Here is a 12,290-nt window from a genome sequence, read left to right as displayed (position 1 = left end):
AAAGGGATGTCAGACAAAGCGGGCGTACAAGCTGTCCATGACGCAAGCGGGGTATTCGTCCAAAAAAAGGTTGATCGTCAATTCAGCAAGCTCCGCCCTGACGACAGTGATCAGAATCTTCACGCTGTTCTGGGTGAACAAGTTCTTGCTGGAGACCATCGCTCCCGCTGAATACAGTTTGTATCCCCTGCTGCTGTCAATCATGTTGGCGGCAGAAGTCTTCGCCAAGATATTCACGGGGGGCATTGCACGATTCGTCGTTGAGATGGACACGCCGGAGAAAGCGCACGGTGTCAGCAGAGTCGTGTCCTCGATGCTGCCCTTCATAGCCGTGATCTCGGTGCTCCTGCTTCTGACTGGATGGCTGGCGGTGAGCAACATCGAAAGCTTTCTGAACATCGAGCCAGCGTTGGTATCAGATGCTCAGCTGATGCTTTCCATGCAGATCGTCACGCTCTGCACGGTGATACTGTGCACGCCGTTTTCGTGCGGCTTATATGTCAGACACCGCTTTGTTGCCATCAACCTCATCGAGCTCGCAGGAGAGGCCGGCAGAATAACGATCATGGCGGGCCTGTTATTGGCAGTGTCTGCCGAAGTGAAATGGGTGGTTTTTGCGAACTCGATCGTGACACTGGCAGTCGCTCTGACGATGGTAAGAATGTCCGTAAAGGAGATGCCAGACCTGAAATTCAGACGGTCGCACATTGACCTGGCGTACTCCTCCAGAATAGTGCGCTTCGGATCCTGGACTGCCACATCGAGTATCACGGAGATCGTGCAACGAACACTGCCGATATTCATCCTGAATCATTACTCTACACCTGTAGCCGTGGCATCCCTCCACATCGCCCGGCTGGTAGATTTCAATATCCGAAAGATCAGTCGGGCTGCGACGATACCAATAGAGCCGCTACTCACAAGGTTGCATACCCAGTCGGGTATGGAAGGCATGGAAGCCATCTACTACAGGGGTGGGAAGTATCAACTCTGGTTCGTTCTTGCGCCAATCGGTCCGCTGGTAGTGTTCAGCCTGGAGCTTATCAATTTGTATGCTGGTCCTACTTATACTGAGGCTGCGTACGCCATGGTGTGCCTGCTGGCCCAGTTTCCCTTCCTCTACGCCTCTGCGATGTTCTACAGAATCGCCGTGGCATCCGAACAGGTCAGCGTCTATTTTCAACTCGAACTCGTTGCAACATTGGTCATGGCAGTAGCCATTGTTGGCGTAGCAGTACTGTATGAAGCGTCGAGCATCACAGTGGCTTTCACGATTGCCGCCACCAATATACTGTTCCATGTGTTCCTGATCTGGCATCAGGGTATCAAGCTGGTCAGTGGAAGTTTCCGGCTGTTTCTTGTTCGTACGCTACTACCGGGGATGACGCCTCTCATGGCAGCCATTGGTTTCAGCCTTGCCTATAAAACTTTAAGTCCCGTCATGACCTGGTTCGATCTGATGATTCCGACCTTCGCTGCCATCGGCGTTTATCTGATTGTCCTGCTCACGGTCTGTACGGACAGTTTCGACAGAACACAGTGCCTCGCTGCCGTTCAAAAAGCGAAGCGGGCTTTCACCAGGGGATAAGCCCCGGTCTACTGACCGGGCTCAGTGGTATCAAGGTACCATTTCCTTTTAAGCCGCTGCGTGAACAGTGGGTGCAGCGTCAGGTACAACAGGCTTCTGGCACTAGTCCGCAGGTCGCTACTGAGTCTGACCGCTTCGAGGCAGAGTGCTTTTCCAGCTGCAGTATCATCCAATGCAAACGCAAGTTCAGCACGTCGGCTGATAAAGTAGGCTAGCCGATGCCTGATCTTCTTCAGCTGACCAATCAGCTGGGGGTAGTCGTTGTTTGGCTTCAAAACGAGTGACAAGGCTACGGCCTGGGCATGTATGTAGCAGTCGTAGTGGCGCGCCAATTTTCTTACGTCTCTACAGTCGCTCAGGCCGGCTTCAGATCGCTGTCGGTTCAGGTTGACCAGAGTCTCGTTCACCAGAAGCACCGAGGTGCGTGCGACCAGTCGGTAAAAGAGTGCGGTGTCTTCGGCAACCTGCAGGTGCTCGTCAAATTGTCCAGCCGCTTGAAAAATGCTTTTCCGCAGGAGCAGTGATTGCACCAGCGGGTGACGATCCGACTGCACGATGAAAGCGAGGGGTTGGTGGTACAGCCTCGCTTCACCATCAGGTAACGACGGATCAAGCTCGCTGATTCCATCGTGACGGCCGCCGCTATCGAGTCTGGTCCCAGTGAAGCAGACCTCCCCGCCATACTGATTGACGCAGTCGATCTGGCGCTCGATTTTCTCCGTTGACCAGGTGTCATCAGAATCGAGGAACGCGACCCAGCTTCCGCGGGCAAGCGATACGCCGTAGTTGCGTGCAGAGCTTACACCACCATTGGCCTTGCTCACGTATTGGACCAAGGGGTGCGAGGTAGCAAACAGCGTCTCGGTTCCATCGGTCGAGCCATCATCGACTACGATGATTTCCAGAGGCACGCGGGTTTGGTTCAGAACACTTTCGACAGCCGACAGCACACAGTGGCGACGGTTATAGGTCGGTATCACGACACTGATGTCTACGGGAGTGAGTAAAGCAGACGTTGACGTCGCCAAAGGGATGTTCTCCAGGTGTGAATACGAGGACAGGCTCAGGCGTGCTGCAGCGCCTGGTTGATGGTCGCCTGGACTTTAGGCAGGATTGCGTCCCAGCTGAGTGTCTGCTCAAACCTCAATCTAGCAGATCTCGCCAACCCTTCGGCGAGCGACCGGTCTGTCGCCACGTCTAAACAGGCTTTCGAAAATTCGACTGCAGTCTCTGCCAACAGAATCTCCTGACCATGAGTGAGCTCATAGCCATAGGCACCGAGCTTCGTCGACACAACGGGGCACTGACGGCTAAACGCCTCTGCAATCTTTATGCGGGTACCCCCACCGATGTGGATCGGAACGATGGTGCATGCCCAGCTGGCGATTTCCCCGTCGGTGTCCTGAACCCAGCCAAGGCCATCAATATTGTCCTGAGGTGCGTCGAACACTTCGGTTTTCGTGCCGACCAATCGGAGGCGAGCGAAGGGTAGCTGCTGCCGTATCAAAGGCCACACCTCGCTGATGAACCAGCGGACTCCATCCATATTCGGAGTGTACTCGAGCGTGCCAATGAATCCGATAAGTGGCGTCTCGGATCTTTCGGTGCCTACCTTGAGGCTGGCGCTTTCGAAACCATTCGGTATGACGGCGACATTCGGGGAGGAGCCGAGCAATGCCCTGTCCGCTTCGCTGCAGACCGTAATGATGTTGAAGCGTTCCAGCAGCCTTTTTTCTCGTCGCCTCCAGTGGAAGGTTTTTCTCGCCTCGTTCATTGCGCCTATCAGCGAATCTGATCGCTTCATTGCCGAATGATGGTATTGACTGGGGATGTCATCAATATCCAGCACTGACCGAGGAATATTGTATAGACCCAGACTGTTCGGGATCCTGATGCCATGGAACCAGACCACATCATATGCATCGGCCAAGTCCAGAAACGTGCTTTTGTCTGCCGTTGAGATCGAACTGCCATGGCCGTCCAGGAAACGGGAGTTGAACTCATAATGCATTCGTTCCCGCAGCCCTTTTTGCGGACTGGCTAAAAGCTGAAATACACCCCGCAGATCGAACGCCTGCCGAGTCGCTTCGAGTAAGGACTCATCCAAAGAACGCAGTGGAAATAAGAGCAGATGCACATCGCCTATCTTCTGTAGTTGGCGTCCAACATGTAGGGCACGTAATTGAGCGCCATACGAGCTGAATCCAGGGCAATGTGAGGTGCAATAGAGTATTTTGGGGTTGCGATTTGCCATATGTGTGCCGGAAAAATTCCTTTTTATTTCGGACGTGCGAAGTATAATGAACTCAACACCTCAATGAAAGAATATTACTGGCCAACTGGATCGGCTTATTTAGTCAAGCATGGAGAAGCAAAATTAGTCATGGAAAGCCTACCGAACTTTTTGATAATCGGCGCAGCCAAATCGGGTACGACGTCTTTGGCGGATTATCTAAATCAACATCCTGATGTTTTCATTCCGCCGTTCAAGGAGCCAAACTATTTCGCGCTGGACCAGGAGGATCTATATCCACCAGGACCTGTCGATCCCCGCATTGCCTTCCGCCTCCTCTACAGCCGCTCGATCGTAGATTATGACAGCTATCAGAGCGTTTACGCTGAGGCTCCCGCACGCAAGGCCACAGGCGACGCATCTGTGAGATACCTGTACTACCCCCGTGCGTCAGAGCGAATAAAAGAGCATATACCGAATGCGAGACTGGTTATTATGCTGCGAGAGCCGGTGGCGAGATTATATTCGCACTATTGCATGAACGTTCAATATCAACTTGAGCCACTGGCCTTACTTCCTGCATTGGATGCCGAAGAAGAGAGAAAGGAAAATAAGTGGGGGTGGGATTGGCATTATAAAAGTGTCAGTATGTATTCTGAGCAGATTGCTAGATACTATGAAAAGTTCGATCGGGAGCAGATAAAAGTATTCCTGTACGATGATTTCGTAAATAACCCGCTATCTGTTTATAGTGAAATTTGTCAGCATATTGGTGTAGATAATAATTTTATGCCTGATATGTCGGCGCGGGGGAAAGTGGCTATAAGGCCGCGTAACCTCATGGTTGGGCGACTATTGTATTGGCCAAATCCTTTCAAGACAGTACTTCGAAAAGCGCTTACGCCGAGTGCATTTATTTCAGTATTCAACTTCATCGAACGCAAGAACTTCATCCCAGCACCGAAGATTGATCAGTCCCAGTGGCGATCGCTGACGACCTTATTCAAGGACGATGTCATCCAGCTTGAGGAAGTTCTCGGGCGGCAGATTCCGTGGTACCGATAAATGGTGCATCTATCGAGCTATCAGGATCGGGATTTTGAAGTCGTCGACTACAGCATGTATGAGCTGGGTGAGACGGGTCTCCAATTCAGGGGGCCCGCTCCTGTTCCCGAAGCGCTCGAGCCTGGCAGTTATATTGCCTGCATCGGTGCGGCTCAGACCTTCGGATGTTTATGCCAGGAGCCATTTCCGTCAATGCTTGCCAAAGCGCTCGATCTGCCGGTACTGAACCTGGGTTATGGGGGAGCCGGGCCGGAGTTTTTCGATCAGCAGCGCTCGCTGGACGCTTATATCAACAACTCCAGGTGTGTCGTTATTCAGGTCATGTCGGGACGGAGCCAGAGCAACTCCATTTTCGATACCGACGGGCTTGAGCTCCTGACGAGAAAGGCGGATGGCAGGCAGCTCTCGTCAGTTGATGCGTATCACGGTGTAATCAATGAACTTCAGCGGTTTTCATATGTGCCCCGTGGACGAGTCGACGCTGCGCTGATTCGTAGACTGAATCGTTCCGGTACCCGGGCTCTCGTTAACGAAACCCGGCAAAGATGGGTGAACAGCTATGCTTCCCTGATTCAGAGGATACAGGTGCCCAAGCTGCTCTTCTGGTTTTCAAAACGAAGGCCGAACTATAGGGAGAACTACCTCTCGGTAAAAGGTATCTTCAATGAATACCCACAGCTGATCGACGCGGAAAGTGTGAAGCAGGTTGCTGGCCTTTGCGATGAATACGTGGAGTGCGTAACAGATCGCGGATCACCTCAGCAGCTGTTCAGTCGATTCACCGGTCAGCAGGCGATGGTCGATCCGGGTAATGATCGGCCAGACCTCGGGGGGCAGGTATGGACGCACGATCACTATTATCCTTCGCCTGAAATGCATGAAGATGCATGCATTGCGCTCAAGCCTGTGGTGAACAAATACCTTCAGCGTCTGTAACAATATCTGTCGTGGCTAGTAACGCTGTGAGTGTTCAGCTCGATGTCTGTGGCAATAAGCGCGATCTGAACCGTCCGCCCACACTCTTGAATCGCAACATCGGTTTCTCTACGAAGTGCCATGATGCCGCGGCCAAAAGCAATGTAATAGCGCCTGAATACATCGTGTATACGGTCAGGCTGATGTCCGGGAGAGAGACAATCACGACTTGCTGAACTGTAAAAGCGTAGATGTAAAGGCCATAAGAGTAGTCGCCGACGCTATTGAACCTTCGGATGATTCCAGCGGGAATGTAGGCGAGAAATAGCGTTAAGTAAGTTACCGAGACGGTATAAAATAGGGTGAAGCTTGAGAGATCGATGGTGCTTATCGCGAGTGCCAGAAACGCCAGAAGCGCGTACTTTCCCGAAAGGTGGATGCTGTCTCGATAATGAAAGGCGGTCGCTCCGGAGGCAAACATGAAGGTCAGCCGGATGAATTTTTCGCTTGGCATAGGCACGCCGCCAAGCCGGTTGATCAGCAGCGCCGCTAGCGAAAGCAGCGTGATAGAGAGGAATACGCGCTTCAGCGCACATCCGCTGGCATTCCATTTGGTGATGGCCCAGCCGGCGAATATGGTGACGATACACAGCAGTGCATACATGCGAACTTCATAGGGAAGCGTCCACAGCGAACCGTTGACCGCACCCGAATAAGGCGCGTTCGTGAATACGCCGGGCAACTGGTGCTCAACGCCGAGAAAAAGCACGCTATTACGTGCAAAGTATTTCGCAGTCTGAAAGTCGGTGAAGTAATCAGTAATAGTGAGGGTGCTAAAAAGCGGTCCGACCAAGCCTACGATAATCACGAGGGCAACGATCAGCGCTGGATAGATTCGAAGTGTCCGCGCCAGGGCGAAGGTAGATAGTCCTTTTCTCGATTCAAGACTGGCGCACACCAGCAGGCCGCTGGTGATGAAGAAGATATCTACAGCCAGGGTGCCGAGCGTAAGGCCGAGCGTGTCGCGGAGCGGCTCGGCATCGGCGGTGCCGTAGTAGAGGGCGAAGCTGTGGCTAATTAGAACAAGAAGGGCTGCAACGAAACGGATCAGGTTGAAGTTGTTGTCGCGACTGCCAATGTGTTCCGACAGATAGGCTGTCATCGTTTATCCTGATGATGATTCTGGAGGGCTGATAGGCTTGTAACCGTACATCCACGAGCCTGGTCTCTTGACGGCCTCGCCATACCTTGCGGACGATCTCGAGAGCGCGTAGGCATAGAGTATGCCTCCCAATAATGCGGTCGAAAGCCAGCTTCGATGCTTGCGGAACAGGTGCATCTTGCCTTTGAGGACCGCGACCTGTCGAGCCCGGCTTGTGCTGCTACCGCCAACCAGATGGGTGATGCGGGCAAAGGCGGTACGAACTGGGGGGTGCCCCGCCTCGATGGTCAGGCGAAGGCACAGGTCGACCTCTTCACTATATAGAAAGAACGACTCATCAAACCCGCCAGCTGTCCGCCATCTTTCGGCGCCAACAAGCATGAAGGCACCAGACAGGACTGGAACCTCTTCAAGGCCATCGGGTTCCCTGTTCGATAGTCTTCTTTTTAGCCAGCCCACGCCGAAGAGCAATCCCAGCTCGCGTCGTAAGGAAGGTCGCTCCTGCATACAGCTAGGATCGATACTGCCGTTTTCGAGCACCGTTACGCCGCCCCAGGCCGCTGCATGGGGTCTGGCTTTCGCACAGTCGAGCAGCGGCGTGATGGCATCGTCGAACAGTTGAGTGTCTGGGTTCAGCAGGAGTAAATATCGTCCGGACGCGAACCGTGCAAGTTCATTATTGGCTGGTCCAAAGCCGATATTGCCCCTGCTTGGCACGATCTGGACCCGAGGAAAGGCTTCACGCACGATTTGTTCCGAGGCATCACCGAAATTGTCGATGAGCAGCACTTCAATCGGCAAGTGTCCGCTATGCTCGAACAGACCAGTGAGGCAGCGGCGGATATCCTTCTCGGAGCGATAGCACACTATCAGGACGCTGACGATTGGCAATCTGTCACCGCTGCAGGTGGATCGAGGCGATCGTCCATTGTTCGCTGAAAAAGGCTCGGTCATGCTGGTGAAGTCGTTTTAGGGGCCGGCGGAGTATAACTGGTGAGACCATGTCAATGGAACGTTATCCTACGGATGTCGACAAAGCCCAACGCGCTATGAATTTGCAGATCCCCACCAGCTTACAAGCGTATTCCACCGCTAAGGACCACTCTCGGTATTTACCTGCCACAAAGCGTTAGTTTTTCGATAAGCTATTGCAAAATAGAAGGAAACTAACTTTTTTGCTGCGTACCTTCCTTGCGTTTTACCGTCGAATCGAAGAGTTCCTAACTATATGGCTGCCCAGCCCAGAGTACTACTGGTTGACCTCAACGCGTTCTCAAGTTTTCCGACGCTGGCAATCGGATTGTTGACAGCTGCTTTGCGCCGTCAGGCGTTCGCTGTTCAGGTGATCTGCCCGCTTGATCATGGGCGGCCCACGGTGATGCGGGAGAGACAGGAGCGCATCACGGATCATTTCATGCGCCGGCTTCACCTGTCAGCCTATGCACCGATATTGCCTATCCGGGACTTGGCTCGCCAGGTCTGGGGTTTCTTGCGCGATCGGCCGGATCGCATAACTGTCAGCCGCATCCGGCGGGCCCTCGAGTCCAAGCCGGATGTGATTCTGCTGTCCGCCTATTTGATGCACTACGAGGTGGTTCGCGAGATTGCCGCCAGCGCTAAAGAAAAGGGTGTTCCTGTGATTGTTGGCGGCCCGATGTTTAACATCGTTGCAACAGCCTCACATTGGCGCAGCCTGCCTGGGGTTACCGCGTTGGTGGGGGCAGAGGTCGATCTATCCATACCGCATCTCGTCAATGCCGTTATAGAAAAAAAGGACCTCTTGCAGTTCCCTGGTGTGACGCTACCTGATGGGCGGACGTCAACGGTTGCGCCACCGCTGCGGCCACTGGATAGCACGCCCTTCGCAGATTTCAGTGACTTCCCATGGGAGCGCTATCCGGTACGTATCGTGCCGATCATGACCGGTCGGGGATGCCAGTGGGCCAAGTGCGCGTTTTGTTCGGATGTCGTCTCCGCAAACGGCCGCTCCTATAGGACGCGCTCTGTCGGGCATGTGCTGGCCGAAATGGAAGAACAGGCGCGGCGCTACGCAACTCGAAATTTTCTCTTCCTCGATTTGAAGCTGAACTCACACCCAGACATGCTACGTGGCATTGCTGAGCAGTTGCCGGGCCGGGTGCCCGGAGCGGAATGGATAGGCACGGTTCACGTCGATACCAGAGCGGACAACGGATTATCTTTCCGGGACCTCAAAGCTGCTGTCAGAGGGGGCATGCGACGGGTCAGTTTCGGGTTGGAGACCGGCAGTCAGGCCCTGCTCGACGCCATGAAGAAGGGTTCCACCGTAGAAGGCAACTCGGCGTTCATTCGCAACGCGCACAGGGCAGGTCTATCGCTACGCTGTACCATGTTTGCTGGCTACCCAGGTGAAACCGAAGAGGACATGGCCGCAACGGCCGATTTTCTGGAGGTGCATGAACACCAGTTGGACAGGGTTCGCTTCAATGCCTTTTCGCTGCTCGAGGAAACGCCAATCTTCAAGCGTATGGCAGAGCAGTCCGGCGCCCTCATCCTCACCGATCTGCAGCCAGACCCTCAGCGGGCGCGGATGCATTACAGAAATCCGGCGATCGAGACGAAGGGTTATCGGGCGCACAAGCGCAGGGCATTGGCGTCTGTCTATCGCATAAATAGACGGCCAGTGAGATCCGGCGCCCGACAATTCGATGGCTTGATGTGATTAGTCTCTCCAAGCATCATGCGCTCGACCCTGCGGTCGATGTCAATGGTTTTCAGCCCCTGGCGCGCCGATTGCGTCGGCTGTCATTGCGCGAGCGGCGGGCCGAAGCGAGCGCTTTTCTCGACCTGTACTATCTCGAGAACAAGGGAGCGGATGGCAGCCAGCAAAAGCGAACCGCTGAGGTCGATCGCGAGTTAACCCGATACGGGACATACACGCACACGCCCGAGGAGCTCAGCTTTGGCGCGAAGGTGGCGTGGCGGAATCACGCCCGCTGCATCGGCCGCCTCTACTGGCGTTCGCTGATTATTCGGGACCGTCGAGGTGTGACTGATCCTGACGCCATTGCCGATGAGGTGGCTCAACACATGCGCGAGGCCTTCAACGAAGGCAAGATCAGATCGGTCATTACGATCTTCGCCCCAGCGACGCCGAACAAGCTGCCGGCGCATATTGGAGCTGATCAGGTCACACGCTATGCAGGCCATTTGCGGCGAGATGGCACTGTCATCGGCGATAGGGCGAATGTTGAGGCGACGCGACAAGCCGAGGCTGCCGGGTGGTCTGGAACGGGCGGACAATTCGACGTGCTGCCTTTGCCCATCATCGTTGCAGACGGCCGCCGGGTTTTTCGAACGCTGCCTGCCTCGGCAACGCATCATGTGCCGCTGACTCACAAGGCCTACCCCGCGTTCACAGAACTTGGCCTGGAGTGGTACGCCGTACCTTGTATGACGGGTATGATCCTGACAATCGGCGGCGTCGATTACCCGTGCGCACCCTTCAATGGTTTCTACATGGGTACAGAGATATCTTCGCGCAATCTGGTCGATCCCTGGCGCTTTGATCTGCTCGAAGTTACAGCGCGAGCTTTCGGTCTGGATCCTGCCGGCCAGGACCCCTTGTGGCGTGACAGGGCTCTGACGGAAATCAATGCGGCCGTGTTGCAATCGTACAGCAGCGCCGGCGTTACCCTGATCGATCACCATACGGCAGCGCGTGATTTCATGAAGTTTCGTGCAGACGAATCGGCCAGTGGGCGAGCCTTGCACGCCGACTGGTCCTGGATCGTCCCACCGCAAGCTTCAGCCGCCACGCCGCCCTTTCACATTCAGATGCATAATGAGCACGCGGTTCCGAATTACTATCACAGCTGGATCGCAGATGGCTGGGAAATGCTGCCATTTGACGGCAATGTCTCCCGTTCAAGACTCAGCGGTCATGCCAGAGAAGCACGACGTTGGCTGATCAGGAAAATGCGCAAACCAGGCACGTTCAGACGATGATCGCAGCGTTCGACGTTATCGTTCCAGTGCATAATGAGGGGGTCAGACTCCGGGCAACGGCACCCGCGCTGAAGGCGGCAGTCGCGAATCTCTCTGCCAATGTGATTTACGTGTTGAACGGTACCACCGACGATAGCGATTTGGTCATCCACAGTGTTTTCGGCCAGACGGCATGCGTCATCACACTGCCTGTCGCTGGCAAAACGCACGCACTACGCGCAGCCGATGCGGTATCAAGGCACTCACTGCGCGTGTATCTTGATGCCGATATCATCATCGCGCCAGATACCTTTCGTGCGCTGCTGAAACCCCTGACTGATGGGCGCGCGGATCTCACTGCGGCAAGGCTGGTGGCAGATCTCAGTCAGTCCAGAGGTCTTGCATTGCGCGTTGGCAGGGTTTGGGCCGACCAGTTAGCCCGCCGACAAGATGCCTTTCTCTGTTGCACGGCTATGAATAAAGCAGGCTTGCAAAGTAGGGGGGCGTGGCCGGATGTTATAGCAGATGACGACTGGGCGCGTAACAGGATCGGTTCCACCCGCCGTATGATCGTGGAAACAGCCATGGCTTACATGTTACCTCCACGGGACCTTCTCAGCTGGCTCAAGGTGCGGGCACGATGGATTCGGGGGGCGAGGGAGCTCAAACGATTGGAACAACATTACATACGCGTTGATCGGGTAAGACCGCAAGGTTCTCTGCCCGACCTTGCGATCTACTATTTCACGCGGCTTGGCGCGGAGCCGCTGGCGCTTCTGCAACAGGGGGCGCGATATCGCTGGGGCACAGACTATAGCACTCGAGGTCGAAAGGATGGCTAATCCTCTAGCTAATCAATTGCTTTACGAAGAATATCGGGCACTCAAGTCCGAGATGCTTTTGAGAATCGCCATCCAGAATCTCACTATTCTCTGCTCGGTGGCGCTATTTATTCCCGCGGCACTTTTGATAGTCATTCATTCGAAGCATGCGGGCGCATTGGCTTTGGCATACGCGCTGGCTAATTTGGCTCTGGCTTTGCAATGGTGTCACCAGGGGGTGCGGCAATGTGCTATGAAGCAAGCCATCCTGACACGGGATGAGGATGCAGGGCGCAGAGACTCATGGGAGGTGTGGCTGCCAACCCAGCGTCCCGCCAATCTACTCGGCTCACGCTGGTTCGTCTCGACGAAGCTGGTCTTCATGGGGCTGTGCGCAGCGTGCCTGGTACTGGCACTGAACGATTTCGGGCTGGCGCTGGTGTGTGCAGGGGCAGTGTTCGCAACAACGATTGCTGCACTATTGACCAACCCCAAGGAAGGTGTGCCGCCAGGCGAATAGCCTCACATCTCTCGCAGACC

General features: G+C 54.6%; 11 protein-coding genes. 7 read left to right on the top strand and 4 right to left on the bottom strand.

Annotation, left to right across the window (positions count from 1 at the left end):
* Positions 1–106: 106 nt before the first annotated feature.
* Positions 107–1,588, top strand: coding sequence for a lipopolysaccharide biosynthesis protein (locus tag ACH3PB_RS15935; protein ID WP_416396424.1), 1,482 nt, complete (start codon positions 107–109; stop codon positions 1,586–1,588).
* Between the two features lie 8 nt (positions 1,589–1,596).
* Here ACH3PB_RS15935 and ACH3PB_RS15930 read toward each other — a convergent pair whose 3' ends face one another.
* Together ACH3PB_RS15930 and ACH3PB_RS15925 are read right to left on the bottom strand one after the other, a co-directional pair.
* Positions 1,597–2,616, bottom strand: a complete 1,020-nt coding sequence (locus ACH3PB_RS15930) for a glycosyltransferase family 2 protein (RefSeq protein WP_416396423.1) — start codon at positions 2,614–2,616, stop codon at positions 1,597–1,599.
* Positions 2,617–2,651: 35 nt separating this feature from the next.
* On the bottom strand, positions 2,652–3,725 hold the full coding sequence (locus ACH3PB_RS15925; RefSeq protein WP_416396422.1) for a glycosyltransferase family 4 protein: 1,074 nt from the start codon (positions 3,723–3,725) through the stop codon (positions 2,652–2,654).
* A gap of 180 nt (positions 3,726–3,905) precedes the next feature.
* Here ACH3PB_RS15925 and ACH3PB_RS15920 point away from each other — a divergent pair, with 180 nt between their 5' ends.
* Positions 3,906–4,886, top strand: a complete 981-nt coding sequence (locus ACH3PB_RS15920; protein WP_416396421.1) for a sulfotransferase family protein — start codon at positions 3,906–3,908, stop codon at positions 4,884–4,886.
* Complete coding sequence (locus ACH3PB_RS15915) at positions 4,887–5,822, top strand: DUF6473 family protein (protein WP_416396420.1); 936 nt, start codon at positions 4,887–4,889, stop codon at positions 5,820–5,822.
* Between the two features lie 34 nt (positions 5,823–5,856).
* On the opposite strand, the gene ACH3PB_RS15910 is transcribed toward ACH3PB_RS15915, so the two are convergent.
* Together ACH3PB_RS15910 and ACH3PB_RS15905 are read right to left on the bottom strand one after the other, a co-directional pair.
* Complete coding sequence (locus tag ACH3PB_RS15910) at positions 5,857–6,963, bottom strand: acyltransferase family protein (protein WP_416396419.1); 1,107 nt, start codon at positions 6,961–6,963, stop codon at positions 5,857–5,859.
* A 3-nt stretch (positions 6,964–6,966) separates the two neighbouring features.
* Positions 6,967–7,917, bottom strand: coding sequence for a glycosyltransferase family 2 protein (locus ACH3PB_RS15905; RefSeq protein ID WP_416396418.1), 951 nt, complete (start codon positions 7,915–7,917; stop codon positions 6,967–6,969).
* 274 nt (positions 7,918–8,191) lie between these two features.
* Between ACH3PB_RS15905 and ACH3PB_RS15900 the strand changes: the two genes are divergently transcribed.
* From ACH3PB_RS15900 to ACH3PB_RS15885, 4 genes are read left to right on the top strand one after another with little or no spacing between them, the layout of a single operon-like run.
* Complete coding sequence (locus tag ACH3PB_RS15900; protein WP_416396417.1) at positions 8,192–9,664, top strand: B12-binding domain-containing radical SAM protein; 1,473 nt, start codon at positions 8,192–8,194, stop codon at positions 9,662–9,664.
* Positions 9,661–10,950 carry a nitric oxide synthase oxygenase gene (locus tag ACH3PB_RS15895; protein ID WP_416396416.1) on the top strand — a complete coding sequence of 430 codons (1,290 nt, stop codon included), beginning with the start codon at positions 9,661–9,663 and terminating at the stop codon, positions 10,948–10,950. Before ACH3PB_RS15900 ends, ACH3PB_RS15895 begins: the two co-directional genes overlap by 4 nt.
* Complete coding sequence (locus ACH3PB_RS15890) at positions 10,947–11,771, top strand: glycosyltransferase (protein WP_416396415.1); 825 nt, start codon at positions 10,947–10,949, stop codon at positions 11,769–11,771. Before ACH3PB_RS15895 ends, ACH3PB_RS15890 begins: the two co-directional genes overlap by 4 nt.
* Positions 11,764–12,270: a hypothetical protein gene (locus ACH3PB_RS15885; protein WP_416396413.1), complete on the top strand. Its 507-nt coding sequence runs from the start codon at positions 11,764–11,766 to the stop codon at positions 12,268–12,270. The genes ACH3PB_RS15890 and ACH3PB_RS15885 overlap by 8 nt, the downstream gene beginning before the upstream one ends.
* The last annotated feature ends 20 nt before the right edge of the window (positions 12,271–12,290 follow it).

The organism is Allohahella sp. A8, assembly GCF_047946665.1.
In the GTDB taxonomy this organism is placed as follows: Bacteria; Pseudomonadota; Gammaproteobacteria; order Pseudomonadales; family Oleiphilaceae; genus Allohahella.
Note: the sequence above shows the minus strand (reverse complement) of the source record. Positions and strands in the feature narration are given on the sequence as shown.

Bases quoted from the DNA above. Each gene is read 5' to 3' on its own strand.
- ACH3PB_RS15920 (WP_416396421.1), top strand. From the start codon at position 3,906: ATGAAAGAATATTACTGGCCAACTGGATCGGCTTATTTAGTCAAGCAT.
- ACH3PB_RS15915 (WP_416396420.1), top strand. From the start codon at position 4,887: ATGGTGCATCTATCGAGCTATCAGGATCGGGATTTTGAAGTCGTCGAC.
- ACH3PB_RS15910 (WP_416396419.1), bottom strand. From the start codon at position 6,963: ATGACAGCCTATCTGTCGGAACACATTGGCAGTCGCGACAACAACTTC.
- ACH3PB_RS15905 (WP_416396418.1), bottom strand. From the start codon at position 7,917: ATGACCGAGCCTTTTTCAGCGAACAATGGACGATCGCCTCGATCCACC.
- ACH3PB_RS15900 (WP_416396417.1), top strand. From the start codon at position 8,192: ATGGCTGCCCAGCCCAGAGTACTACTGGTTGACCTCAACGCGTTCTCA.
- ACH3PB_RS15890 (WP_416396415.1), top strand. From the start codon at position 10,947: ATGATCGCAGCGTTCGACGTTATCGTTCCAGTGCATAATGAGGGGGTC.
- ACH3PB_RS15885 (WP_416396413.1), top strand. From the start codon at position 11,764: ATGGCTAATCCTCTAGCTAATCAATTGCTTTACGAAGAATATCGGGCA.